At 75.3% G+C, this 25,869-nt stretch carries 18 protein-coding genes; 9 read left to right on the top strand and 9 right to left on the bottom strand.

Annotated features, from left to right (window positions below; translation table 11 throughout):
• Window positions 1-35 precede the first annotated feature (35 nt).
• Together ACYVQV_RS14190 and ACYVQV_RS14185 are read right to left on the bottom strand one after the other, a co-directional pair.
• Window positions 36-1,388: an MFS transporter gene (locus ACYVQV_RS14190; RefSeq protein WP_461023960.1), complete on the bottom strand. Its 1,353-nt coding sequence runs from the start codon at window positions 1,386-1,388 to the stop codon at window positions 36-38.
• Window positions 1,385-1,888, bottom strand: a complete 504-nt coding sequence (locus tag ACYVQV_RS14185; RefSeq protein WP_461023959.1) for a MarR family winged helix-turn-helix transcriptional regulator — start codon at window positions 1,886-1,888, stop codon at window positions 1,385-1,387. Before ACYVQV_RS14185 ends, ACYVQV_RS14190 begins: the two co-directional genes overlap by 4 nt.
• Window positions 1,889-2,090: 202 nt before the next feature.
• Between ACYVQV_RS14185 and ACYVQV_RS14180 the strand changes: the two genes are divergently transcribed.
• Complete coding sequence (locus tag ACYVQV_RS14180; RefSeq protein ID WP_461023958.1) at window positions 2,091-4,724, top strand: M12 family metallo-peptidase; 2,634 nt, start codon at window positions 2,091-2,093, stop codon at window positions 4,722-4,724.
• Between the two features lie 76 nt (window positions 4,725-4,800).
• On the opposite strand, the gene ACYVQV_RS14175 is transcribed toward ACYVQV_RS14180, so the two are convergent.
• Window positions 4,801-6,279, bottom strand: coding sequence for an NCS2 family permease (locus ACYVQV_RS14175; RefSeq protein ID WP_461023957.1), 1,479 nt, complete (start codon window positions 6,277-6,279; stop codon window positions 4,801-4,803).
• Between the two features lie 143 nt (window positions 6,280-6,422).
• On the opposite strand from ACYVQV_RS14175, the gene ACYVQV_RS14170 reads away from it, so the two are divergent.
• Window positions 6,423-6,683 (top strand): DUF2530 domain-containing protein, encoded by a 261-nt coding sequence (locus ACYVQV_RS14170; protein ID WP_461023956.1) that lies wholly within the window; start codon window positions 6,423-6,425, stop codon window positions 6,681-6,683.
• A 12-nt stretch (window positions 6,684-6,695) separates the two neighbouring features.
• On the opposite strand, the gene ACYVQV_RS14165 is transcribed toward ACYVQV_RS14170, so the two are convergent.
• The 4 genes from ACYVQV_RS14165 to larE form a co-directional block, all read right to left on the bottom strand.
• Window positions 6,696-9,890: a sacsin N-terminal ATP-binding-like domain-containing protein gene (locus ACYVQV_RS14165; RefSeq protein ID WP_461023955.1), complete on the bottom strand. Its 3,195-nt coding sequence runs from the start codon at window positions 9,888-9,890 to the stop codon at window positions 6,696-6,698.
• Window positions 9,887-10,855: a DUF3027 domain-containing protein gene (locus ACYVQV_RS14160; RefSeq protein WP_461023954.1), complete on the bottom strand. Its 969-nt coding sequence runs from the start codon at window positions 10,853-10,855 to the stop codon at window positions 9,887-9,889. Before ACYVQV_RS14160 ends, ACYVQV_RS14165 begins: the two co-directional genes overlap by 4 nt.
• Window positions 10,856-10,860: 5 nt before the next feature.
• A complete protein-coding gene (locus ACYVQV_RS14155) occupies window positions 10,861-11,241 on the bottom strand; it encodes a cold-shock protein (RefSeq protein WP_461023953.1) in 381 nt (126 codons plus the stop codon).
• Window positions 11,242-11,375: 134 nt separating this feature from the next.
• The gene (gene larE, locus ACYVQV_RS14150; RefSeq protein ID WP_461023952.1) at window positions 11,376-12,824 is read right to left on the bottom strand and encodes an ATP-dependent sacrificial sulfur transferase LarE; all 1,449 of its coding nucleotides are present in this window, start codon (window positions 12,822-12,824) and stop codon (window positions 11,376-11,378) included.
• Window positions 12,825-13,071: 247 nt separating this feature from the next.
• On the opposite strand from larE, the gene ACYVQV_RS14145 reads away from it, so the two are divergent.
• Window positions 13,072-16,110: a S8 family serine peptidase gene (locus ACYVQV_RS14145; protein ID WP_461023951.1), complete on the top strand. Its 3,039-nt coding sequence runs from the start codon at window positions 13,072-13,074 to the stop codon at window positions 16,108-16,110.
• A gap of 98 nt (window positions 16,111-16,208) precedes the next feature.
• Here the strand turns inward: ACYVQV_RS14145 and ACYVQV_RS14140 are convergent, their stop codons facing one another.
• On the bottom strand, window positions 16,209-17,864 hold the full coding sequence (locus tag ACYVQV_RS14140) for an AMP-binding protein (RefSeq protein ID WP_461023950.1): 1,656 nt from the start codon (window positions 17,862-17,864) through the stop codon (window positions 16,209-16,211).
• A gap of 179 nt (window positions 17,865-18,043) precedes the next feature.
• Window positions 18,044-18,922: an LLM class flavin-dependent oxidoreductase gene (locus ACYVQV_RS14135; RefSeq protein ID WP_461023949.1), complete on the bottom strand. Its 879-nt coding sequence runs from the start codon at window positions 18,920-18,922 to the stop codon at window positions 18,044-18,046.
• A 66-nt stretch (window positions 18,923-18,988) separates the two neighbouring features.
• Between ACYVQV_RS14135 and ACYVQV_RS14130 the strand changes: the two genes are divergently transcribed.
• From ACYVQV_RS14130 to ACYVQV_RS14105, 6 genes are all read left to right on the top strand, one after another.
• Window positions 18,989-19,606 (top strand): DUF998 domain-containing protein, encoded by a 618-nt coding sequence (locus ACYVQV_RS14130; protein WP_461023948.1) that lies wholly within the window; start codon window positions 18,989-18,991, stop codon window positions 19,604-19,606.
• Between the two features lie 28 nt (window positions 19,607-19,634).
• A complete protein-coding gene (locus tag ACYVQV_RS14125; RefSeq protein WP_461023947.1) occupies window positions 19,635-22,025 on the top strand; it encodes a helicase-associated domain-containing protein in 2,391 nt (796 codons plus the stop codon).
• A gap of 63 nt (window positions 22,026-22,088) precedes the next feature.
• Window positions 22,089-22,655 (top strand): hypothetical protein, encoded by a 567-nt coding sequence (locus tag ACYVQV_RS14120; protein ID WP_461023946.1) that lies wholly within the window; start codon window positions 22,089-22,091, stop codon window positions 22,653-22,655.
• Between the two features lie 54 nt (window positions 22,656-22,709).
• Entirely contained in the window at window positions 22,710-23,684 is a 975-nt protein-coding gene (locus tag ACYVQV_RS14115; protein ID WP_461023945.1) for a hypothetical protein, read from the top strand.
• Between the two features lie 145 nt (window positions 23,685-23,829).
• Window positions 23,830-25,485 carry a DNA repair helicase XPB gene (locus ACYVQV_RS14110; RefSeq protein WP_461023944.1) on the top strand — a complete coding sequence of 552 codons (1,656 nt, stop codon included), beginning with the start codon at window positions 23,830-23,832 and terminating at the stop codon, window positions 25,483-25,485.
• 135 nt (window positions 25,486-25,620) lie between these two features.
• On the top strand, window positions 25,621-25,869 hold a 249-nt coding region (locus tag ACYVQV_RS14105; RefSeq protein ID WP_461023943.1), incomplete at its 3' end, for a pentapeptide repeat-containing protein.

The following is a 25,869-nucleotide window of genomic DNA, read 5'->3' as shown; positions in this document are numbered from 1 at the left end:
GCCGTGGCCGCCGGCCACCCCGGCGGCCCCGGTCGTCAGGCGGCTGAGGCGGTGTCCCGGGCCTGGCGGTGCGCCATCTCGTCGCGCGCCTCCTCGCGGCTGAGCCGCGGCTGGCCGGTGAGCGTGCCGTCAGGACCGACGCGCACGAGCAGGTGCGGCCGCTGGTGACGCCGGTAGGACACCGACACCTCGTTGCGGGAGACGACGATCGCGGCGGCGACGAACGCGACGGCCAGCGAGACGAGGCCGCCCAGGGCGATGGTCCAGCGGGCCCCGAACGTCTCGCCGACCCAGCCGACGATGGGCGCACCGATCGGCGTGCCCCCCATGAAGATCGCCATGTACAGCGCCATCACCCGCCCGCGCATCGCCGGGTCGGTGGTGATCTGGACGGTGCTGTTCGCCGCCGTCATCAACGTCAGCGACGACAGCCCGACGGGGATCAGCGAGATCGCGAAGAGCTCGTACGTCGGCATCATCGCCGCCGCGGTGGAGAACAGGCCGAACGCGGCGGTCGCGCCGACGAGCAGCCGCAACCTCGGCCGCTCGCGCCGGGCGGCGAGCAGCGCACCGGACAGCGACCCGATCGCCATGATCGAGCCGAGCAGGCCGTACTCGCTGGCGCCCTTGTCGAACTCCAACCGCGCCATCAGCGCCGTCGTCATCTGGAAGTTCAGCCCGAACGTCCCGACCAGGCCGACGATCGCGAGGATCAGCACGATGTCGGACCGGCCCCGCACGTACCGGATGCCCTCCCGGATCTGCCCCTTGCCCTTGGTGGCCCGCGGGATGACGTTGAGCTCGCGGGTGCGCATGCGCGTCAGCGACAGCAGCGTCGCGGCGAACGTCAGCCCGTTGATGACGAAGACGGGGCCGGTGCCGAACGTGGCGATGAGCACGCCGGCGAGCGCCGGGCCGATCATCCGGGCGGCGTGGAACGACGCGCTGTTGAGCCCGACGGCGTTGGAGAGCCTGTCGGCCGGGACCATCTCGGCGACGAACGTCTGCCGGGCCGGGGCGTCGACCGCCGCGGTGGCGCCGAGCAGGCCGGCGAGGACGTACACGTGCCACAGCTGCGCCGTCCCGGTCATCACGAGGACACCGAGGATGAGCCCCCACAGCCCGGACAGGCCCTGCGTGGTCATGAGGACCTTGCGCCGGTCGAACCGGTCGGCGACCAGCCCCGCGGCCGGACCGAGGACGAGCATCGGCCCGAACTGCAGGCCCGTCGTGATGCCGACGGCGACGCCGGAGTTGTCGGTCAGCTCGGTCAGCACCAGCCAGTCCTGGGCGACGCGCTGCATCCAGGTCCCGGTGTTGCTGACGATCGCGCCGATCGCCCAGAGGCGGTAGTTGAAGACGTGCAGGGAGGCGAAGGTCGGGCTCACGGGGCGATCACCCGGCGCATGATCTGCGCGGCCTGGGCGAGCACCTGCCGGTCGGCCGGGTCGAGCTCGGCGAGGCGCTGGGCGAGCCAGGCGTCCCGCCTACGGCGGGTCTCGGCGACCTCGCGACGGCCGGCGTCGGTCAGGGCCACGAGCACCTGCCGACGGTCGTCGGGGTGCTCCACCTTCTCGACCAGGCCGCCGTCGACCAGGCAGTTCACGGTGCGCGTCATGGACGGCGGCTGCACGTGCTCGCGCGCGGCGAGGTCCCCGGGCGTGCAGGCGCCGAGCTTGTCGAGGTGGGCGAGCACGGAGTACTGGCCGTCGGTGATCGCGTCGCTGCTGCGCTGCTGCCGGATCCGGCGCACGGAGCGCATCAGGGCCACGCGCAGCTCGGCCGCGAGGGCGGCGGGGCGCGTGTCGGCCGCTCGTACGGCCGGTGTGGGAGCGGTGTCGGTCGCCGTCGTCCTGCCCTCCGTGCGGGTGTCGGAGGAGGAAGGCATGTCCTTAGCGTAGGTCATTACCTCTGCTAACGACACTCGTGGCCGCCATTCATCCCACCATCCGGACGGACGTCACCCGGACGGCGCCGCAGCGGCACCCGGACGGGCCCGGCCCACCCGCCGGAGGTCAAGCCCGCGGCCCGTCGTGCCGAGGTCGTGGTGGGCGGACAACCGCCCACCCACCACATCCTTGGAGGACCGCGTGCCGTCGTGGACCTGGCGCCCCCTGGCCGTCGCGGGGGCCCTCTCCCTCGCCACCGGCGTGCTCGTGCAGACCCCCGGGGTGGCCCAGAGCGCCCCCCACGGCGAGGGCACCGCCCCGGCCGCCTCGGCCTCGCCGGCCGGGCCCACCGTCGAGCTGACCGGTGAGCTCGTCCGGCTGCTCGGCCAGGGCGGCGACGCGACGGACCGCAGCGGCGACGCCGTGCACGACCAGCACGACGAGCACCAGCACGGCGGGTACACCGAGTCGACGCTCCTGCGCACGCCCGACGGCAGCCACGTGCCCGTCGACGGCGACGCCCTCGCCGACGTCCCCGACGCTGCCCGCGTCCGCCTCGAGGTCACGGTCCCCGACGACGTCCTCGCCGCGGCCCGCGCCGGTCGCGACGGGCTGTCCGCGCACGACGTGGACGCCGCCACCCGGGACGCGGCCCCCGCCGACTCGCCCCTCGCCCTGGCCGCGGCCGACTCCGCCGACGGCGCGCAACCGCTGGAGGTGGGCTCGGCGGAGGTCGTCGCCGAGGCCACCGCCGGCTCGTACAGCCCCGGCGCGCACCGCGTGTGGGTCGCCCGTACCACGCCGCGCGGCACGTCCCTCGACAGCACGATCACCCAGGCCGTCGTCGAGGCCCAGGTGGACGGGGCCTCGTCCTACTGGTCGGACGTCACCGGCGCCGGCGTCACCTTCACCACCGACACGGTCAGCGCCCCGTACGTGTCCGCCTACACCTGCTCCAGCCCCCAGGACATGTGGCAGGAGGCCGCGACCCGGACCGGCTACCCCGGGTACGGGTCCGGCAGCAACAACCACCTCGTCCTCGTCCTGCCGTCCTCGGCCGGCTGCGGCTACGGCCTGGGCAGCGTCGGGGCCGACGTCAACTACGGCGGGCTCAGCTACGTCTCGGACACGGCCTGGCCCGTGCTGGCCCACGAGCTCGGGCACAACCTCGGGTTCGGGCACGCGAACAGCACCACCTGCGGCAGCGTCCAGGACGGACCGACCGGTTCGACGTCCTGCGCCACCAAGGAGTACGGCGACTACCCGATGGACGTCATGGCGTCCAGCAACCGCTCCTTCGCCGGCACCCTCAGCAGCCCGGCGCAGATCCGCGCCGGCTTCCTGCCCGCCGCGGACGGTTTCGCCGCCCTCGGCGAGGGCACGCACACCGTCGACCTCAACCCGGTCTCGTCGGGCACCGGACTGCGCGGGGTCGTGGTGGACGACCCGCTCAGCGACGACCCGGGCGACGAGTACTACGTCGAGGTCCGCACCGCGTGGGGACGCGACGGGCACTCCGGCGTCAACGCGGTCCACCACGGGGTCCGCGTGATGCGGCTCGTCGGCAGGACCACCCGCCTGATGGACGCCACCCCGACCGGCTCGTCGACGGACGTCGACCGCCCGGTGCGCGCCGGCACGTCGTTCACCAGCCACACCGGCGGGGTCGTCGTGACCACGGAGTCCGTCGACCAGTACGGCGCGCGGGTGCGGATCCAGGTCGGTGAGGCGACGCCCCCGGCCCCGGAGACCGAGGAGCCGGTGGTGGCCGGAGCCGCCTACCAGCCCGTCACCCCGTACCGGGCGATGTCCTTCCAGCCGCTCGACGGCGGGGCGTCGCACACGCTGACGCTGACCGGGGCGCCCGCGGGCGCCACCGCCGTCGCCCTCAACGTCACCGCGGCCAACCCCACGGCCGACACGTGGGTGTCCGTCTGCCCGGGGGGCACGGCGCTGTCCGCGTGCGTGGCCTCGTCGAACGTCAACCCGTACCGGGGCCGGAACACCCCCAACCTCGTCGTCGCCAAGCTGGGCACCGGCAACACGGTCACCTTCGTCAACGCCCACGGCCGGGTCGACCTGATCGCCGACGTCCAGGGGTGGTTCGTCCCCGACACGGGGACGGCGGACGCCGGCGCCCGCTACGAGGCGGTGGCACCCCACCGGGTGATGGCCTTCCAGCCCGTGGGCGCAGGGGCCACCCACACGCTGACCCTGACCGGCGCGCCGGCCGGGGCAACCGCGGTGGCGCTGAACGTCACCGCCGCCAGCCCCACGAGCGACACGTTCGTCTCCGTGTGCCCCGGGGGCACCGCGATCGGCCAGTGCGCGAGGTCCTCGAACCTCAACCCCTACCGGGCGCGCAACACCCCCGGGCTGGTGCTGGCGAAGCTGGGCGCCGGCAACACCGTCACCTTCTACAACAGCCTCGGCACCACCCAGCTCATCGCCGACGTCCAGGGCTGGTACGTCGAGGGGCCGGGGGCCGTCTACCAGCCGGTGGCCCCGGAGCGGGTGCTGGCGTTCCAGCGGGTCGGGACCCGCGGGACCCACACCCTGACGCTGCCCGACGTCCCGGCGGGCGCCACCGCGGTCACCCTCAACGTGACCTCGGCGCGGCCGACCGGCGACTCCTACGTGTCGGTCTGCCCGGGCGGCACGCCCACGAGCACCTGCGCCAAGTCGTCGAACCTGAACCACTACCGCGGGCAGAACGTCGCCAACGCGGTCACCGCCAAGGTCGACGCCTACGGCCGGGTGACGTTCTACAACGACACCGCGACCACGGACCTCATCGCCGACGTCCAGGGCTGGTACGTCTCGCCCGCCTCCTGACCGGCGCGTCCCGGACGCGCACGAGGGGCCGCACCCGTCCGGGTGCGGCCCCTCGTGCGTGCGGGCGTCGCCCGGCTCAGGCGACGCCGAGCGCGTCCTTCACGGGGTCGATCGCGAAGTACAGGACGAACAGGGCCGACGTCAGCCACAGCAGCGGGTGCACCTGGCCGGGGCGCCCGCGCACCACCTTGATGACGACGTAGGTCACGAAGCCGGCGCCGATCCCGGCGGCGATGGAGTACGTGAACGGCATCAGCACGATCGTCAGGAACGCGGGGATGGCGATGTCCAGGTCGTCCCAGTCGATGCCCTTGACCTGCTGCATCATCAGGAAGCCCACGACCACGAGCGCCGGCGTGGCGGCCTCGTAGGGGACGACGGCCACGAGCGGCGACAGGAACGTCGCGAGCAGGAAGGCGATGCCGGTGACGACGGACGCCAGGCCGGTGCGGGCACCCTCCCCGACGCCGGTCGCGGACTCGATGTAGCTGGTGTTGCTCGACACGCTCGCGGCGCCGCCGGCCGCCGCGGCCACCGAGTCCACGACGAGGATGCGGGTGGCGTTCGGCGGGGTGCCGTCCTCGTCGAGGAGGTTCCCCTCGGCGCCGATCGCCACCATCGTGCCCATCGTGTCGAAGAAGTCGGCCAGCATCAGCGTGAAGACGAGCAGGACGACGCTGACGACACCGATCTTCCCGAAGGACCCCAGCAGGCTGAACTGCCCGAGGAGGCCGAAGTCCGGGACGTCGACCCAGGTGCTCGGCAGCTCGGGGACGCTGAGCCCCCACGCCGTCGGGTTGACGACCCGGCCGTCCTCGTCGAACTCGCGCGGACCGATCTGCGCGACCGCCTCGATGACGATGGCCAGCACGGTGGCGCCGATGATCCCGATGAGGATGGCGCCGCGGACCTTCCGCACGTACAGGGTGATGATCGTCAGCAGGCCCAGGACGAAGACGAGCGTCGGCCAGCCGGACAGGAACCCGCCGACCCCCAGCTCGAGCGCCGGTCCCCCGGCCGCCTTGCGGACGAACCCGGCGTCGACCAGGCCGATGATCGTGATGAACAGCCCGATGCCGACGCTGATCGCCGTCTTCAGCTGCACCGGGACCGCCCGGAACACCGCCTGGCGGAAGCCGGTGAGCACCAGGACCAGGATGATCAGGCCCTCGAGGACCACCAGGCCCATCGCGTCGGCCCAGGTCATCTCCGGCAGCTGGGCGATGCCGAACGCGACGAACGCGTTGAGGCCGAGGCCGGTGGCCAGCGCCAGCGGGTAGTTGGCGACGACGCCCATGAGGACGGTCATGACCCCGGCGACCAGGGCCGTCGCGGCGGCGACCATCGCCAGGTTCGGCCCGTCGCCCCCGCCGAGGAAGCCGCCGGTCCCATCCGGCTGGGTGCCGATGATGATCGGGTTGAGGACGACGATGTAGGCCATCGTGAAGAAGGTCGCGAGCCCGCCGCGCACCTCCCGGCCGACGGTCGACCCACGTTCGGTGATCTTGAAGAAGCGGTCGAGCCCGCTGGTCCGGGTCTCGGTGGCCGTGCTCATGCGTACCTCGCGGTGGCTGGTGGGCCGCCCCCCGCCCGGCGCCCGGCGACCCGGGGCAGGCCCGGTTCGGCACCCGCGAGGTGGCGGTGCGGTTCGCCGCGCCGTCGCGGCGCCCGCATCCTGCCAGACCCTAGGCTGGGGTCGTGCGGATCCTGCTCCACCCGGCCGAGCGCCGTCCCGACCCCGAGCCCCTGCGCACCGACGACCGCAAGGCCGTGCTCGTCGGCATCGGCGTGTGGCTGGTCCTCGGCGCGGTCGCGCTCGTCCGCCTCGACGACCTGCGCGCCGACGGTCGCGGCTGGTGGCTGTGGTGCTGCCTGGCCGGGGTCCTGCTCGGCCTCGCCGGTCTGGCCTACCTGCACCGGCGCGAGGTCCGCCGCCGGACCGGACCCGCACCGGACTGACCGGCGCCCACCTCAGCGGCCGGACCGCTCAGGGCCCGCGACCGGTCCCTCCCGCGGTGACCCCGTCAGCGCGTCCTCCACCAGCAACCCCCTCAGGGTCGGCTCGTCCGTCAGCGCCGCCTGCACGAGGTGCCGGCGCCACGGAGCGCCCGCGGCGTGGCTCAGACCCCACGCGGCGGCCGCGGGGTCGGTGGCGTGCACGACGGCGTCGGGCCCCTCGCCCTCGACCCACCACCGGACGGGGTGACCGTCGACGGCCAACCGGGCCCGGCGGCGCCACGACCGCGGCGTCCCGGCCAGGACGTCGTGCACGGCCCGCGGCACGGCCTCGACCGCGCCGTCGCCGCCGTCCACCACGCCCTCGGCGACCTCCGAGGCCAGGTCGACATCCAGGACGTCGGCCAGCGCGACGGCCGCACCGTGGGGCGCGACCGCGAACGGACCGAGGTCGGGACGCTGCCACCACCGGGCGTCGTCCGGCACGCGCACCCGGGCGGCGTCGCAGCGGACGACGTCGACGGCCGCGTGCGCCGCCCGGTCGACGCCCCCACCCGGCCCGGCGTCGGGATCACCGCCGACCGGGGTGGCCGTCGGGGCGAGGGCCCACACCTCGCCGGCCGGGCGCAACCGGTCGTCGAGGTCGGCGGCGGCGAGCGCCGCCCAACCCGCCAGCAGCCCGGCGACCGACGGCGGCTCCGCCCCCGCGGTCAGGACGAGGGACCAGCCGTCGGCGTCGAGGTCCTGCCAGGTGCGGGCGACGCCGAGCGCCGCGAGCACCGCGTCGTCCAGCTGCGCGACCCACTCCGGGGCGGGCGGCAGGGCGTCGAGCGGGTCGTCGCGGCCGTCCGCGGGCGGTCGGGGGTGGCGACGACCCGCGAGCCCGAGCTCGGAGCGCAGCCACCGCGCGGTGGGTCCGGGGACGCGCCGCGCCGACCGGTCGGGGCCGACGACCGTGACGTCCCCGACGAGCGCGGCACGGGTGAGAGGGTCGGCGGCCAGCAGGGTCACGGCGTCGGGCAGCCGACCGACCCGGACGAGGTCGAGGTCGGGGACGACGGCCAGCTCGGGCACGGTGCCCGGGCCGTGGGCCGACGCCCACGCCGCGACCCCCTCGACGTCGGCGAGGTCGTCGGGCAGGTCGAGCAGGTCGACGTCGGTCCACCGGCGGGCCGTCAGCGACGAGGCGACGCCGACGGCGTCCCACACCCGCTCGGGCCACCGTCGGCGCAGGTCCTCGTCGAGCAGGCCCACGGCGTCCGGGTCGAGGAGGTCGGCCGCGGTCGTCGCGGAGCGCACCAGCCAGCCCGCGGGCACGAGGTCGCCGTCGGTGTCGCGGACCGGCAGGCCCGTCAGCCAGGCCGGCCAGCCGCCGGTCCCGCCGTCGGCCGCAGGGCCGGTGCCGTCCTCGACGGCGGCGACGACGAGGGCCAGCACGACGTCCCGCAGCTCGTCGGCCTCGACGCCGGCGGAGCCGTCGGGCCCCTCCGGGTCCCAGTCCCCCACGGCGTCGCGGAGCCCGGGGGCGTCGAGGAGGTCGGCCGGGCCCGCGGGGACCGCGCCGAGCCGCTCCAGCAGCGTCGCTGACGGCGGGTCGGCGGCGACGTCGGGGGCCACGACCCGCAGCCCGTGGCGCGTCAGGCCCCGGGCGACCGCCTGGAGCCGGTCCGGGACGAGCGCCGCGCCGCGGGCTCCGCGCACCACCCGGCCGTCCGCCAGCGGGCAGGGCAGGACCGACAGCGCCTCACGCGCCCGGGGGTCCGCGGTGAGCGGCAGCAGCGCGCGGTACAGGCCCGACCAGGAGGCGGCGTCGGGCTGCGCCGGCAGCCGCTCCGCCAGCTCGGCCAGCTCCAGCCGGCGGACGCCGAGACCGGCCAGGGCGGGCTCGGCCGCACGCGGCGCCGCCACCAGGCCGGCGACCGTCGGGGCCAGGGCCGCCAGGACGTCGCGGTCGCCGGCCCAGGACCCCGGTTCCAGGGCGACCGCCTCACCCGGGCGCAGCGGCGCGCCGTCCTCGACGGCGACGAGGACGGGGGCGTGCCGGAGCCGGCGCAACGCGGCCTCCCGCAGCTCGGCGTCCAGCCAGCCCGCCGCCAGGCCCGTGGGCACGAGCGCCACGACGTCCGCCCCCTCGGCCACCAGCCCCGCCAGCAGGTCGGCGTACGCCTCGGCCGCGGCGGCGACCAGCTCGTCGGTGGCCGCGCCCCGGGCGACGTGACGTCGCGTCGGGTCCAGCGGGAACGACGCGACGAGCATCGACCTCCACGGCAGCGGCTCGTCGGTGGGCGTCGGCGCGTGGACGACGCCGGGTGGGGCGTCGGCGCCGCCGGCCGGCTGGGGCGGGTCGACCAGGGCGTCGCGCGGCAGCGCCCAGGTGAGCGACCAGCCGGGACGCTGGCGCTCCTCCGTCGGACGGTCGGCGAGCGCGTGCGTGGTGTGGGTGCCGGTCCGGGTCAGCGACCGCCAGCGCCGCCCGGCGTCCGCGAGCCGTCGCACCGGCGCGCCGGGGGCCTCGACCACCACCTCGTCGAGAGCCGCCAGCCCGAGCAGGAGCCCGTCGTCGACCTGGGCGAGCAGGTGCTCGGCGAGGTCGCGGGCGGCACCGTCCCGCAGCGGCAGCAGCACCGCCGAGTCGTAGCCGTCCGGTGCCGCCCCCTCCGCCGGGAAGGGCAGGCGCAGCGCCGGCACGTGCCCCTGCCGGCGCTCGACCTCCTCGCGCAGACCCGGGCTGCGGCGGGCGGCCCGCTCCACCAGCGACCGGGTCTCGCTCCGGTCGAACCGCACCCCGCCGGTCCGGGTCAGCACGCTCGGGGAGTCCGTCACCGCGAGCACCGCCGCGAAGCCGACGCCGAACCGGCCGACCGCACCGGCGTGCGCGGCGTCGCCCGCCCGCTTGGCCGACGACCGCAGCGTGGCCAGGGCCAGGACCCCCGCGGCGTCGAGGCCGGCGCCGGTGTTGGCCGCGACCAGCGTGCCGTGCGGTGCGCCGGCGGTGGCGTCCACGAGCCGCAGCAGCACCCGCCCTGCGGCTCCCGCGCGCGCGGCCGCGTCCGCGGCGTTCTGGGCGAGCTCGACGACGACCCGGTCCCGGTGGGCGAGGACGACGTCCTCCTCGGCGTTGGCGTCCTCACGGAACCGCTCCGGCGCCTGTGCCCACCCGGCGAGGACCCGCTCGACGACGCGGGCGGTCTCGAACGGGTCGGCGGTCACCGGACGACCGTGTCGTACCCCAGCTCGTCCAGCACGGGCTCGGCCAGGGGCTCGGGCCCGGCGTCGACGTCGGTCTCGCTGTGCGCCCCGCAGCCGAAGTCCAGGGCGACCACGCGACCGTCCGCCGGGGACCACTCGTTCGAGCAGACGCCGAAGGCCCGGCGCAACGCGCCGTCCAGCGGCGTGAGGAAGCCGCACGACGAGCACGGCGCGGTGGCCGACCGCCCCGTCTCGGACTGCGGGCCGGTGTCACCGGCGTACCAGCGACCCGCGGCGTCCTCCCGGCCCTCGCGGGACAGGACGCGGTGCCGGCCCAGACCGAGCTCCCACAGGGCCACCCGGTCGACGTCCTCGTCACCGGTCGCCTCGAAGCCGTGCTCGAGCCGGGGGTCGGGGTCGACCCGCGGCAGCACGTCACCCGGGCCGACGTCGCCGGGACGCAGCCGCTGGGACCACGGCAGCCACTGCGGCGCGAGCACGGACTCCTCGCCCGCGACGAGGGACGCCTCGCACACGGTCGCCACGCGGGCGCGCGGTGCCCGGGCGACGACGACGACCCAGCGCCACCCGCGGTAGCCCTTGGCCGTGCAGGCGAACGCGTGCTCGACGAGGCGGTCGCCGACCGCGCGCGCGCCGAGGTGGTCGCCCACCGTGCCGGGCTCGGCGACCTCGGCGGCGGCGTCCCGGGCGAGGTCGACGGCCTTGGCGCACACGGCGTCCAGGGTCGCCGCGCGCACGCGCCGGGCCCTGGTCCGCGGGGCCTCGTCGGCGTCCTGCGGCACGGGTCCGGCGGACGCGGTGGCGTGCGCCTGACCGGTCGACGGGTCCATGGAGACGTCGGCCGAGGCGTGGGTCGAGGCGTCGGCCGAGGCGTCGGCTGCGGCGTCGGCTGCGGGACCGACCTCGACGACGGGCACCTCGGGGTCGGGGGCCTGGCCGGAGGGGTCGCTGGGAGCCGTGGGCATCCGGCTCAGGCCTCCAGGTCGTCGGCGACGGCGCGCAGCACGGTGGCGAGCTTGCGACCGTGGGCGCGGTCCGGGTACCGGCCACGCCGCAACGTGTTGGACGTGGCGTCCAGCAGCCGGATCAGGTCCTCGACGATCGCGGTCATCTCCTCCGGCGGCTTGCGGTGGGCGGCGGCCACGGACGGCGGCTTCTCCAGCAGGCGGACCGACAGGGCCTGCTTGCCCTTGCGGCCGTCCGCGACGCCGAACTCGACCCGCGCACCCGGCTTGACGGTGGTGCCAGCCGGCAGGGCGGAGGCGTGCAGGAACACCTCGTCGCCTTCGTCGGTCGCCAGGAAGCCGAAGCCCCGCTCGGCGTCGAACCACTTGACCTTGCCAGTGGGCACGTTGATCGAACCTCGTCAGTCGTGGGGGGCGCGCTCGCGCCCTGCAGGGGTGTTGCCGCAGCCAGGCTACTGCCGGTCGGCGACGAGGTCGCCTCCGATACCGGCCGGTGGCCGGCGGCCCGACCCGGGCGCCGTCAGCGGTAGCGGTCCGGCGCCGCCAGCAGCTCGTTCATGGAACCGGAGCGGAAGCCGCGCGGGTCCACCTCGACGTCGGCGAACCCCGCGGCGCGCACCGCGTCGAGCACCCCGGCCGCCGCCGCGACCCGGTCCACGACGGCCGGGTCGACCTCGACCCGGGCACGGTCCCCGCCTAGGTCGCGCACCCGCACGTCCGGCGAGACCAGGCCCGCGGCGTCCAGGGCCTCGCGCAGCGCCTGCTCCGCGCGGTCCACGCGCGCCAGCCGGGACGGCGTGATCGCGACGCCGTACGCCACCCGGCTCGACAGGCACGCCGCGGCGGGCTTGTCCCACGTCGGCAGGCCGGCGTCCCGCGACGCCCGCCGCACCTGCGCCTTGGTCAGGCCCGCGTCGAGCAGCGGCGTGACGGCTCCGCGCTCTGCCGCCGCGCGGATGCCGGGGCGGAACCCTGCCACCGCGTCGTCGGCGTTCGTACCGGTCGCCACGTGCGCGAGCCCCAGCTCGTCCGCCAGCGGGCGCAGCGTGTCCAGCAGCTCGGCCTTGCAGAAGAAGCACCGGTCGCCCTCGTTGCGCCGGTAGCCCTCCCGGTCGATCTCGCGGGTCGTCGGCGTCACCAGCCGTACGCCCAGCCGGTCCGCGAGCGCCCGGGCGCCGTCCAGCTCGCCGGACGCCAGCGAGTGCGACACGGCGGTCGCGGCGACCACCCGGTCGGGGCCGAGGACGCGGGCGGCCTCCGCGAGCAGGAGCGCGGAGTCCGCGCCGCCGGAGAAGGCCACCAGCACCGACCCGAGCGTCTCCAGGCGCGCGCGCAGCGCGTCCAGACGCAGGTCGAGCACGTAGGCGTCGAACCACGGCCCGAAGTCCTCCAGGCCGTCCAGGACGACGTCCGGTCCCGCGGCCTCGAGCTCGCCGCGAGCGTGCGGCCCCGTGGCCACGGCGACGGCGAGCGCCCCGGCGGCCCTCGCGGCGCGCACGTCGCCGGGGTGGTCGCCGACGTAGACGCGGGCGCCCTCCTCCAGCAGCACGGCGGCCTTCTGCTCGGCGAACAGCCCGCCGGCGGCCCGGTCGACGAGCGGCGCGAGACCGGCGTCGGCGAGCACCGCCTCGACCGCGTGGGTGACCTTGGCGCTGACCACGACGGTGCGGCCGCCGCACCCGCGCACCGCAGCCAGCGCCTGCGCCGCCCCGGGCAGCGCCGGCACGTCGGGCGCGTCGGGGGCGTCGTGCAGCGCCCGGTACCGGCGCACGAGCGGGTCGGGTGCGTGGTCGGGCGCCAGCGCGGCGAGGGTGTCCAGCAGGGGCGGGCCGATCCACGGCCACACGTCCGCCTCGGACACCTGCACGCCCACCTCCGCGAGCGTCGCCCGCAGCGCCGTGGTGATCCGCGCACGCGTGTCCACCAGCGTCATGTCGAGGTCGAAGCCGACGACCGGGTGGGTGCTCACCGACCCAGCGTAGGGACCGGTTCGCCGCATCACCCGATCGGACCAGCGCGGCCGCGGTCGCACCCGACACGCGGGCGGCCCGCGGCGGCTGGGGGCGTCGGCGACTGGTCACGGCTGGGTCTCGGCTGCGCACCCGACCCTTGACGGTCCGCCCTGACTCAGGTGGGATCACCCGGGGATCGCGCAACCCCACCGGGGCACACCCGCCCCAGGCGCACCCATCTCGTCCACCCGAGGAGGCACATCCGTGTCGAGATCCAGCCGACCGGGCCCGTACCGCGGCGCCCTGGCGGTTGTCACCGGAGCCGGCATGCTGGCCGCCACGCTGGGAACAGCGGGCTCGGCCTTCGCGAACGACCCCGGGACGCCCCCACCGTCCGACTTCACCGCCGGCAGCTACGTCGTCGTCATGGCGCAGAAGCCCGCCGCCACCTACGAGGGCGAGGTGCGCGGCCTGGCCGCGACCAAGCCGGAGAAGGGTGAGCAGCTCGACGGCGACGCACCCGAGGTGCGCAAGTACCAGGAGTTCCTGCAGGAGGAGCAGCAGGAGGTCGCCGAGCTGGTCGACGCCGAGGTGGGGTACTCGTACACCACCGTCGTCAACGGCTTCTCCGCGGAGCTGTCCCCCGCGCAGGCGGCCAAGCTGTCCACGCAGAAGGGCGTCCTCGCGGTCGTCCCGGACGAGGCCCGGCAGCTCGACACCGTGACCTCCCCGGACTTCCTCGGCCTCACCGGCCGCGGCGGGGTGTGGGAGAAGGTCGGTGGCGTCGACGCCGCCGGCGAGGGTGTCGTCGTCGGCATCATCGACTCCGGCATCACCCCGGAGAACCCGTCGTTCGCCGGTGACCCCGTCACCGACGACAGCGGCGACCCCGACGCGGTCGGCCGGCCGTACCGCGACGGCGACCAGATCGCGATGCTCAAGGCGGACGGCGACGTCTTCATGGGCGAGTGCGAGGAGGGCGAGGAGTTCAGCGCCGACCTCTGCAACAGCAAGATGGTCTCCGCGCGCTACTTCGCCGACGGCTTCCTGGCTGCCGTGCCGGAGGAGAACCGGGGCGAGTTCGAGGTCATCTCGGCCCGCGACAGCGACGGCCACGGCACCCACACCGCCGGCACCGCCGTCGGCAACGCCGGTGTGCCGATGAGCGTCGACGGCCGCAGCTTCGGTGAGGGCTCGGGCATGGCCCCGGCTGCCAAGCTCGCCGTCTACAAGGTCTGCTGGGAGGACGACGACCCGGACACGGGCGGCTGCTACACCTCCGACTCGATCCGCGCGATCGACCAGGCCGTCCTGGACGGCGTCGACGTCCTGAACTACTCGATCTCCGGGTCGACCACCACGGCCTACGACCCGGTCGAGCTGGCCTTCCTGTCCGCGGCCTCCGCGGGCGTCTTCGTCGCCGCCTCCGCCGGCAACAGCGGCCCGGGTGCGTCCACGGTGGCGCACAACAGCCCGTGGCTGACGACCGTCGCCGCGTCGACGCACGTCAACTACGAGGGCACCGTCGAGCTCGGCAACGGCGACCGCTACCGCGGTGCGTCCATCAGCGACACGGGCCTGCCGGAGCAGACCCCGGTCGTGCTGGCCTCGCAGGTCGGCCTCGAGGGCGCCCCGCCCGCCGAGGTGGCGCTGTGCGCGGCGAACACGCTGGACCCGGCCGCGGCGACCGGCAAGGTCGTCGTCTGCGACCGCGGCGTGTACGCCCGGGTCGACAAGTCCGCCGAGGTCGCCCGCGCCGGTGGCGTCGGCACGATCCTGGCGAACGTCACCCCCGGCAGCCTGGACGCCGACTTCCACTCGGTGCCCACGGTGCACGTCGACGAGGTCGCCGGTGCGGCGATCAAGGAGTACGTCACGGGCACCGGCGAGGACGCCACCGCGGCGCTGCTGCCCGGTGACCAGACCGGTCAGGCCCCCACGGCCACCCCGGTCGTCGCCGGCTTCTCCTCGCGCGGCCCGGCCCTGGCGAACAGCGGTGACCTGCTGAAGCCGGACATCTCCGCCCCCGGCGTCAGCGTGCTGGCCGCCGTGGCCCCGGGGCCGAACGGCGGCAGGGACTTCAACCTGCTCTCCGGCACGTCGATGAGCTCCCCGCACGTCGCCGGCCTCGCCGCGCTGATCCTGGGCGAGAAGCCGGAGTGGTCCCCGATGGCCGTCAAGTCGGCCATGATGACCACGGCGTACGACCTGAAGAACGCCGACGGCTCGACCGACACCAACCTGTTCAACCAGGGTGCAGGCCACGTCGACCCGACCCGCTTCCTCAACCCCGGCCTGGTCTACGAGTCCGGCCCGGACGAGTGGCTGGCGTTCCTCCAGGGCCAGGGCTTCGACCTGGGGATCCCGGACCTGGAGGGCATCGACCCGTCCGACCTGAACCAGCCGTCCGTGGCGGTCGGTTCGCTGGCCGGCACGCAGACGATCACCCGCACCGTCACCGCCGTCACCCCGGGCCTGTACCGGGCGAAGGTCGACGTGCCCGGGATGAACGTCCGGGTCGTGCCGTCGGTGCTGAACTTCACCCAGCCCGGCCAGAGCAAGACGTTCCAGATCCGCATCTCGCGGGACGACGCCACCCTGGGCGAGTACGCGCAGGGGCACCTCACCTGGAACGGTGGCCGCACGACGGTCCGCAGCCCCATCGTGGTCAAGCCGGTGTCGGTCTCGGCACCGTCCGAGGTCTCCGCGTCCGCGGCTGACGGCTCGCTGTCCTACCGGGTCACCCCGGGCACCAACGACACCATCGACCTGTCGGTCGACGGTCTCGTCGCCGGCGAGTCGAACAGCGACACGGTGGGCATCGGCCCGGCGGCCATCACGCCGACCGGCAACGAGAACACCAAGGTCTACCGGTTCAACGTCCCCGAGGGCACCTCGATGGCCCGCGTGGACCTCGTGGCCGGTGACCGCGCCGAGGACCTCGACCTGTACCTGGTCAACCCGGAGTTCACCGGCTTCGTGCCCAGCCAGGGCGCGGGCGCGACCTCCGGCGCGAGCGAGCGGATCGACCTGGTCGACCCGGCACCCGGCAACTACTACGTGTTCGTGCACGGGTACTCGGCCGAGTCCGGTGCCACGGACGCGGAGTTCACGCTGCGCACCTTCGCGGTGCCGGGCGCGGACGCCGGGAACGCCACGGTGAGCCCGGACCCGCTCAAGGGCCGTCAGGGCCGCTCGACCGAGGTCACCGTCTCCTGGGACGGCCTGGAGGAGGGCACCCCGTACCTGGGGGTCGTCCGGTACTCCGGCGCCCAGACCACCACGGTGGTGACGATCGACTGACCTGAGCAGTCACCAGGAGGGCCCCGCCGGGACGATCCCGGCGGGGCCCTCCGGCGTCCGGCGGCCTCCGCAGCGGGCCGGCCGGCCCTCCCCACGTGTCAGGCGTGCCGGACGGCCGCCGCGGCCTGCAGGCCGAGGATCTCGATGGCCTGCTCGCGCATCTCGACCTTGCGGACCTTGCCGGTCACCGTCATCGGGAACCCATCGACGCAGTGCACGTACCGGGGGACCTTGTAGTGCGCGAGCCGCCCGGAGCAGAACTCCCGCACCGCCTCGGCGGTCAACGGCTCGGCACCGGGCCGCAGCACCACCCAGGCCATCAGCTCCTCGCCGTACCGCTCGTCCGGCACCCCGACGACCTGGACGTCGGCGACGTCCGGGTGGGTGTAGAGGAACTCCTCCACCTCGCGCGGGTACACGTTCTCCCCGCCGCGGATCACCATGTCCTTGATCCGGCCGGAGATGGTCACGTACCCCGCGTCGTCCATCACCGCCAGGTCGCCGGTGTGCATCCACCCCGCCGCGTCGACGGCCTCGGCGGTCTTCTGCGGCTCCTGCCAGTAGCCGAGCATCACCGAGTACCCCCGGGTGCACAGCTCCCCCGACACCCCGCGCGGCACGACCAGCCCGGTCGCGGGGTCGACGACCTTCGACTCCAGGTGCGGCATCGTCCGCCCGACCGTCTCCGTCCGCCGGGCCAGGTCGTCGTCCGGGCGGGTCATCGTCGACACCGGTGACGTCTCCGTCATCCCGTAGCAGATCGCCACCTCGGCCATGTTCATCTCCGACACGACCCGCTTCATCACCTCGACCGGGCACGGCGACCCGGCCATGATGCCCGTCCGCAGCGTCGACAGGTCGTACGACCCGAGGTCGTCCAGGCCCAGCTCGGCGATGAACATCGTGGGGACGCCGTACAGCGACGTGCACCGCTCCTCCGACACCGCCCGCAGCGTCGCCGCCGGGTCGAACGCCGGCGCCGGGATCACGATGCACGCCCCGTGCGAGGTGCACGCGAGGTTGCCCATCACCATCCCGAAGCAGTGGTAGAAGGGCACGGGCAGGCACACCCGGTCCTGCTCGGTGTAGTGGACGAGCTCGCCGACGAAGTACCCGTTGTTGAGGATGTTGTGGTGCGACAGCGTCGCGCCCTTGGGGAAGCCCGTGGTCCCGGACGTGTACTGGATGTTGATCGGGTCGTCGAACGACAGGGTCGCCATCCGCTCGTCGAGCGCGTGGTGGTCGCTGGACCCACCGCGGCGGACGAGGTCCGCCCACGAGTCCTCACCGATCCACACGACCTCGCTCAGGTCAGGGCACTCGGGCCGGACCTGCTCGACCATCGCCCGGTAGTCGCTGCTGCGGTGGGACACCGCGCTGAAGAGCATCCGCATCCCCGACTGCCGGACGACGAACGCCAGCTCGTGCGCCCGGTAGGCCGGGTTCACGTTGACCAGCACGGCCCCGACCTTCGCCGTGGCGTACTGCACGAGCACCCACTCCGCGCAGTTCGGCGCCCAGATCCCGACCCGGTCGCCCTTCTGCACACCGGCGGCCATCAGCCCGAGCGCGAGCTCGTCGACCTCGACGTCCAGCTCGGAGTACGTCCACCGGCGCCGGGTCGCGCAGTCCACGAGCGCCTCGCGGTCGCCGAACCGGGCGACCGTGCGCTCGAGGTCCTCGCCGATGGTCCGCCCCAGCAGCGGCTCGGTCGAGGTCCCGCTCGTGTAGGACCCGGTGGGCTTGGTCAGCATCGAAGCACCCCTGTACGCGTCGGCGTCACCGTGCGACGCCACGGCCGGACCGGCCACGGACGTCGTCCGGCCATCCTGGCCCCAACGCGCCGCGGCCGGTAGTCGGTCCGTAGTCGTCGGTCGACGGACGGTCACCCCACCGCGGTGGACGGCGTCAGGCGGTCAGGTCGGCGCCCAGGTCAGGCGGACCGCCAGCGCGGCAGCCGCGCCGCGACCTGCTCGACGACCCGCTCGTCGCCCGCGTACACGCCGGACGACCGCGGCCAGTGCGCGACGACGTCGGTGAACCCCAGGGTCCGCGCCCGGCCGAGCACGTCCTCGAACCGGTCCGCCGACTCCAGGCTGTACCCGCCGGCGTCCACGCTGAGGTACGTCGGGACCTCGCCGGCGTCCGGGCGCCCCGACGCGTCGAGCGCGGAGCGCCACTGGTCCACCTGGCGCGCGACGCCGTCCCACCAGGTCTCGCCGGTCCCCTCGTACGGGCCGGTGGTCGCCCACCCCTGCCCGTGGCGCGCGGCGACACGCATCGCCCGCGGGCCACCGGCGGCCACGACGAACGGCAGCCGCGGACGCTGCACGCAGCCGGGGTGGTTGCGCGCCCGCACCGCGCGGTACCAGGCGCCGTCCCAGGTCACGTCGGGCTCGGTGAGCAGCCGGTCGAGCAGGTCGACGAACTCCGCGAAGCGGTCGACGCGCTGCCGCGGCGTCAGCTCCTGGTCGCCGAGCACCTCGGCGTCCCACCCGGTGCCGCCCGCGCCGACGCCCAGGACGGCGCGGCCGCCGGACACGTCGTCCAGGCTGAGCAGCTCCTTCGCGAAGGGCACCGGGTGGCGGAAGTTCGGCGACGCCACCCAGGTCCCGAGCCGCACCCTGGAGGTCACCGTCGCGGCGGCGACGAGGGTCGGCACGGTCGCGAACCACGGCTCGTCGGCCAGGTCCCGCCAGGCGAGGTGGTCGTACGTCCACGCGTGGTCGAAGCCGAGGTCCTCGACGGCGCGCCACCGCGCCGCCGCCTCGGACCACCGCTGCTGGGGCAGGACGACCAGACCGACGCGCACGAGGCGAGACGCTACCCGGCCACGTCGGCACTGCCCGGTCACCCACCGTCTGGCACGGTGGGGCAGGTGCCCGACCGCCCCCTCGTCGTCGTCGCCGTCGGGGGGCAGGTCCTCTTCCTCGTGTCGTGGCTCGCGCTCGGCGCGGTGGACGCCGGCCACGACCCGCTCGAGGACACGATCAGCGCGCTGGCGGCGCTCGGGTCCCCCGTCGCCGGGCCTGCGCTCGCCGGGTTCGCCGCGCAGGGACTCGGGCAGGTGGCGAACGCCGTGCTCGCCGCCCGGCGCGGCGCGCACCGGCTGGGTGTGGTGCTGGCCGTCGCGGGCTCGGCGACCCTCGCGGCCGGTGCTCTGCGGCTACCCGGCCCGTCGGACGACGGCGGCTGGGTCGCGAGCGGGCACACCGCCGCCGCGGTCGCCGCCTTCACGGCCCTGCACGTCGCCGTCCTCCTCGGCGCGCTGGACCACGGCCTGCCGCGCTGGTCGCGACGCGCGGCGTGGGCGGCGCTGGCCGTCGCGCTCCCCCACACCGCCTGGCTCGTCGCCCTGCTCGGCGGCGGCGGGCCGGTCGGCTACACCGAGAAGGCCATGACGTTCGCCCTGGTGGCGTGGACGGCGGTCCTCCCCCTCGCGTCCCCGGCGCGCCCGGTGGCCCGACGGGATGCCGCCGCTGCCGCGCCGTCCTGACCGCCCGCGCTCGCGTACCGTGGAGCGGATGCCCACCCGTCGCAGCGCCCCGCGCAGCCTCGCCGACGACCTGCGGGCCAGGTCGGACGAGGCGCTCGTGGCGCTGCTGCACCACCGGCCGGACCTCGCGCAGCCGGTGCCCTCCGACACCACCTCGCTGGCGGCACGCGCGAGCACCCGGGCGTCGGTGCAGCGTGCCCTCGACCACCTCGACCTGCCCACGTGGCAGGTGCTCGAGGTGCTCGCCGCCCTGCCGTCGCCGGTCGCCCGGACGGAGCTGGCCCGCGCCTGCGGCGGGCCCGTCACCGCGCAGCTGCAGGCCGCCCGGGAGCGGGCACTCGTCTGGGGGCCGGACCGGGCGCTGCGGCTCGTGCGGACGGTCTCCGACGTGCTCGGCCCCTACCCCGCGGGCCTGGGGCCGACGCTGCCGGACGCGGCACTCGCCCTGTCCCCGGCCCGCGTGGCCGGCTGGTGCGAGGACCTCTCCCTGCCCACCTCCGGCGACCCGGTGACGGACGCCGCGACCGTCGCCGCGCACCTCGCGGCGCCCGGCGTGGTCGAGGGGCTGCTGGCCGACGCCCCCGAGGCCGCACGCCGGCTGCTCGAGCGGCTGACGTGGGACGGCCCGGTCGGCACCGTGCAGGACGCCCAGCGCAGCGCGCGAGCGACCGACGCCACCGGACCGGTCGACTGGCTGCTGGCGCGCGCCCTGCTCGTCCCGCTCGACGCCGAGCGCGTCGCCGTCCCCCGCGAGGTCGGGCGCGCGCTGCGCGGCGGGGTCGTGCTCCGCGAGTGGTCGGGGCGGCCGCCGCGGGTGACCGCCGCGCCGGTCGCGCGCCCCGAGCGCGTCGACGGTGCGGCCGCGGGTGCGGCGGCCGACGTCGTCCGGCTGGTGCACGAGCTCGCCGAGACGTGGGGGCGGACCCCGCCGCCGGTCCTGCGCGGTGGCGGCCTGGGCGTCCGCGAGCTGCGCCGCGCCGCGAGCACGCTCGACGTCGACGAGGCCACCGCCGCGCGCGTCGTCGAGCTCGGGTACGTGGCGGGGCTGTGGGCGCAGGACGCCGAGGCCGACCCCGTGTGGCTGCCGACGCCCGCCTACGACCTGTGGTGGGCGGGGACGACCGCGACCCAGTGGGCGGCGCTCGCGCGCGCGTGGTGGACGTCGTCGCGCGTCCCGGCCCTGGTCGGCACCCGCGACTCGCGCGACGGCGTGCGCGCGGCCCTCGGGGACGCCGTCGAGCGGCCCTCCGTGGTCGCCGTCCGGCACGCGGTGGTCGCGGTGCTGGCGGAGGCCGACCCCGGGTGCGCCGTCCGGGTGGAGGACCTCGCCGTGCAGCTGCGGTGGCGTCGTCCTCGCGGCCCGGCGGCGACCTCCCCGTCCCTGGTGGACGCCGTCCTCGCGGACGCGGCGTGGCTGGGGGTGACGGCGCTGGGGGCGCTGTCCGGTCCGGGTCGGGCGCTCGCGGACGCCGACGGTGACCCCGCCGGGGTGCTGGACGCGCTGCTGCCGGCGCCCGTCCGGGAGGTCCTGCTGCAGGCCGACCTGACCGCGGTCGCGCCGGGGCCGCTCGCCCCGGAGGTCGCCGCGGAGCTGGCGCTGGCGGCGGACGTCGACTCCAGGGGCGGCGCGACCGTGTACCGGTTCTCGGACAGGTCGCTGCGTCGCGCCCTGGACGCCGGGCGGGACGCGCAGGAGGTCCTGGCCTTCCTGCGGGAGCACTCGCGGACCCCGGTCCCCCAACCGCTGGAGTACCTGGTCGGCGACGTCGCCCGCCGCCACGGGCGCGTCCGCGTGGGCGCCGCGGGTGCCTACCTCCGCTCGGACGACGAGGCGGTCCTCGGCGAGGTGCTGGCCGACCGGCGGACCGCGGTGCTGCGGCTGCGCCGGCTGGCGCCCACCGTGCTGGCCGCCCAGGCGGATCCCACGACGGTGCTCGAGACGCTGCGCGCGATCGGGCTGGCCCCCGCCGCGGAGGGCGCCGACGGCACGCTCGTCCTGGCCCGGCCCGACCGGCACCGCACACCGCCGCGCGACCCGCCGCGACCGGTCGGCTACGTGCCGAGCGTCACCGACCGGGTCGCGGTGGCCGTGGTGGAAGGGCTGCGGCGCGGCGACCACGCCGAGCGCGCGAGGCCGGTGGACGTCGCGGGGGACGCGCCCGCTCTCCCCTCGATGGACCCCGCGGTCTCGCTGGCCGAGCTGCGGGCGGCCGCCTCGGAGCGGCGCCGGGTGTGGGTGGGCGTCAGCGACGGCACCGGCCGGGTCTCGCGTCGCCTCGTGGAACCGCTGGGCGTCTCCGCGGGTCGGATCACCGTGTTCGACCACGGCCTGGGTGAGGTCCGGACGCTGTCGGTGCACCGGGTGACGGGCGTCGCACGGTCGCAGGACGGTGACCGGGCGCCGGGGCCGAGGCGGTAGGTTCGACCGCGCGGCGCGGCCGCGAGACCGGGCCGGGTGACCGGCTGGAGACGACGAGGGACGATGAGCGACGAGCAGCACGGGCGGGCCGAGGAGCCGACGCCGGGGGGCGGGACGCAGGGCGACGACGCGTCGTCGGGTGCGCAGCCGGGCGAGCCCGGCGGGTACGGCGCTGCCGAGCCGCAGCCGGGCGGTCAGTACGGCGGTCAGTACGGCGCCCCGCCCGCTGGACCGTACGGAGCGCAGCCGGGGAGCGGGTACGGCGACCCGTACGCCGGCCAGTACGCAGCCCCCTCCGCCGGTCCGTACGGCTACGCGGGCGGTGCGCCGGCGGCCTACGGGCAGTACGGCCCGGTGGGACCGCCGACGCCCGCCTCGACGGTGGTGCTGCTCGTGCTGTCCGGGCTGGCGACGCTGTCCTGCTACTTCAGCCTGGCGGGCATCGTCCCGCTCATCCTGTCCATCGTGGCTCTGACGTCCTACAAGCAGGACCCGGAGCGTGCTCGCCGCCTGACCAGGTGGGGGTGGGTCGTGTTCGGCGTGGTGTCCGTGATCGTCCTGATCGCGGTCGTCGCGCTGTTCGGCTTCCTCATCGCCAGCGAGTCGTCCACCAGCTACGACGGGTACTGAGCCGGCGCGCCATCGACGGCCACCACGGTCACACAACTGACGAGACGAGGGACGATGAACGACACGACCGGAACGCCGCGCCCCGACGGCGAGGACGACCGCCCCGACGAGACGGGCACCCCGTCGGGCGACGCCTCCGCCTCGCCGGCGGCCGGGACGGGCGCGGGAAGCCGCGCCGAGGAAGCGGCGGCCGAGGAGCCGGCCGGCACCGCGGACGCGGAGCGAGGCGACGGTCCTGCGCCTGGGTCGTGGACGCCGTCGTACCAGCAGCCGTCCTACCAGCAGCCCTCGTACCAGCAGCCAGGGACGACGTCCCCGCAGCCCGGGGCCGGTTCCGGGGCGGACGAGACCGCCGCCTACCCGTACGGGCAGCCGTCCTCGGCCGGTGACCAGACGACCGAGCAACCTCCCGCCTGGGGGCAGGCTCCCTCCGGGCAGGCGTCCGAGCCCTCCCCCTACGGCCAGCCGCCGGGCCAGGCCGACAGCCCCTACGGCCAGGCCCCGTCCGGGCAGGGCGCGCAGGACGCCCCCTCGTACGGCCAGACCCCCTACGGCCAGGCCCAGGGTCAGCAGTACGGCCAGCCCGGGCAGTACGGCCAGCCGGACGCGCCCTACGGCCAGACCCCCTACGGCCAGACCCAGGGCCAGCAGTACGGCCAGACCGATCCCCAGTACGGCCAGCAGTACGGCCAGGCGGGCTACCCGCAGCAGCCGCCGCCGACCGGGGGGTACCCCGCAGCCGGCGCGAGCGCGCTGTCCCCCGACGCCCAGTCGACGAAGACGCAGGCGATCATCTCGCTGGTCGTCAACATCGTGTCGGTGCTGTTCTGCTGCCTGACCTTCGTGACGTTCTTCAGCGGCATCGCCGGTGCCATCCTCGCGGGGCTGGCGATCGGCAAGGTGCAGAACGACCTGCCGGCGGCGAAGAACCTCGTGAAGTGGTCCTGGATCGCCCTCGGCGTGGGCGTCGGCCTCGGCGTCGTGCTGGCGGTCCTCGGGTCGCTCAGCGGGTTCGTCACCGGCATCTAGGCCGCCGTCCGGCGCACCCGACCGCGGGTCGGGACCGCTCCCGACCGGTCTGCTGCGCTGCTCGTCGGGAACGCGGCGGCCCGTCGCGTGGTTGACCCGGTGGGCCCGTCCGACCGCACACCACCCCGGGCCCGTGAGGAGTGACGTGACCGACGGACCGCTGATCGTCCAGAGCGACAAGACGCTGCTCCTGGAGGTCGACCACCCGGCGTCCGAGGCGTGCCGGCGGGCCATCGCCCCCTTCGCCGAGCTGGAGCGCGCACCCGAGCACGTGCACACCTACCGGCTGACCCCGCTGGGCCTGTGGAACGCCCGCGCGGCGGGTCACGACGCCGAGCAGGTGGTCGACGTCCTGCTGGAGCACTCGAGGTACCCGGTACCGCACGCGCTCCTCATCGACGTCGCCGAGACGATGGCCCGCTACGGCAGGCTGCAGCTCGTCAAGCACCCCGCGCACGGCCTGGTGCTGCAGGCGCTGGACGTCCCGGTGCTCGAGGAGGTCCTGCGCAGCAAGAAGGTCACGCCGCTGGTCGGTGCGCGTGTCGGCCAGGACGCCGTCGTGGTCCACCCCAGCGAGCGGGGGCACCTCAAGCAGGTGCTGCTCAAGCTCGGCTGGCCGGCCGAGGACCTCGCCGGCTACGTCGACGGCGAGGCCCACCCCATCGACCTGGTCACCGACGGCTGGTCCCTGCGGCCGTACCAGTCCGAGGCCGTCGAGGGCTTCTGGCACGGGGGTTCCGGCGTCGTCGTCCTCCCGTGCGGCGCGGGCAAGACCATCGTCGGCGCGGCGTCCATGGCCCGAGCGTCCGCCACGACGCTGATCCTCGTGACGAACACGGTCTCCGCCCGCCAGTGGCGGGACGAGCTGCTGCGCCGGACGTCGCTGACGGAGGAGGAGATCGGCGAGTACTCGGGCGCGCGGAAGGAGATCCGGCCGGTCACCATCGCGACCTACCAGGTGATGACGACGAAGCGGAAGGGCGTCTACAGCCACCTGGAGCTTCTCGACGCCCGCGACTGGGGCCTCATCGTCTACGACGAGGTCCACCTGCTCCCCGCGCCCATCTTCCGGATGACCGCGGACCTGCAGGCCCGTCGCCGGCTCGGCCTGACCGCCACGCTCGTCCGCGAGGACGGTCGCGAGGGCGAGGTGTTCTCCCTCATCGGCCCCAAGCGGTACGACGCACCGTGGAAGGACATCGAGAACCAGGGCTGGATCGCCCCGGCCGACTGCGTCGAGGTGCGGGTGACCCTGCCCGAGGCGGAGCGGCTCGTCTACGCGACGGCGGAGCCGGAGGACCGGTACCGCCTGTGCGCCAGCAGCGAGGAGAAGACCCGCGTGGTCGAGAACCTCGTGCGGCACCACACCCAGGACCAGGTCCTCGTGATCGGGCAGTACATCGACCAGCTGGACGAGCTGGCGGAACGGCTCGACGCACCGGTCATCAAGGGTGAGACGACGGTCGCTGAGCGTCAGCGGCTCTTCCAGGCGTTCCGAGAGGGTGCGCTGTCCACGCTGGTGGTCAGCAAGGTGGCGAACTTCTCCATCGACCTGCCCGAGGCGTCGGTGGCGATCCAGGTCTCGGGGTCGTTCGGGTCGAGGCAGGAGGAGGCGCAGCGGCTCGGGAGGCTGTTGCGCCCCAAGGCGGATGGGCGGACAGCGCGCTTCTACGCCGTCGTGGCCAGGGACACGCTGGACCAGGAGTTCGCGGCGCACCGCCAGCGGTTCCTGGCCGAGCAGGGGTACGCGTACCGGATCGTGGACGGCGCGGACGTGCTGGACGGCGCCGCCGACCTGTGAACTTCGGCGTGGTGCCGGACAGGGTGTGTCACAGGTGATCTCCACGGTTAGCCCGAGCAGTGCCGTTGGGGTTCACTGACCGTGACAGCGTGCCGATGACCCCGGTACGACCCCCACCACGCCCCGGAGGCACCTATGTTCCGCACGTCCTGCACCAAGGTCCTCGCCCAGGCCGGCCTCGTCACCGCCCTCGTCCTCGGTGGCACCGCGACGGCCCACGCCGTGAGCGGAACGGACGGCGCGCAGCTCACCGGGGCCCAGCTCACCGGCGCCCAGCTCACCGGCGCGCAGCTGACCGGCGCGCAGCTGACCGGCACCAAGGACGGCGCCCAGCTCACCGGCGCCCAGCTGACCGGCGCGCAGCTGACCGGCACCAAGGACGGC

The sequence above is a fragment of the Thalassiella azotivora genome (assembly GCF_054781695.1).
Note: the sequence above shows the minus strand (reverse complement) of the source record. Positions and strands in the feature narration are given on the sequence as shown.

What these genes read in the sequence shown, in the direction of transcription:
- ACYVQV_RS14185 (WP_461023959.1), bottom strand. Translation starts at nt 1,888, where the DNA reads ATGCCTTCCTCCTCCGACACCCGCACGGAGGGCAGGACGACGGCGACC.
- ACYVQV_RS14175 (WP_461023957.1), bottom strand. Translation starts at nt 6,279, where the DNA reads ATGAGCACGGCCACCGAGACCCGGACCAGCGGGCTCGACCGCTTCTTC.
- ACYVQV_RS14160 (WP_461023954.1), bottom strand. Translation starts at nt 10,855, where the DNA reads ATGCCCACGGCTCCCAGCGACCCCTCCGGCCAGGCCCCCGACCCCGAG.
- ACYVQV_RS14140 (WP_461023950.1), bottom strand. Translation starts at nt 17,864, where the DNA reads ATGCTGACCAAGCCCACCGGGTCCTACACGAGCGGGACCTCGACCGAG.
- ACYVQV_RS14125 (WP_461023947.1), top strand. Translation starts at nt 19,635, where the DNA reads ATGCCCACCCGTCGCAGCGCCCCGCGCAGCCTCGCCGACGACCTGCGG.
- ACYVQV_RS14120 (WP_461023946.1), top strand. Translation starts at nt 22,089, where the DNA reads ATGAGCGACGAGCAGCACGGGCGGGCCGAGGAGCCGACGCCGGGGGGC.
- ACYVQV_RS14115 (WP_461023945.1), top strand. Translation starts at nt 22,710, where the DNA reads ATGAACGACACGACCGGAACGCCGCGCCCCGACGGCGAGGACGACCGC.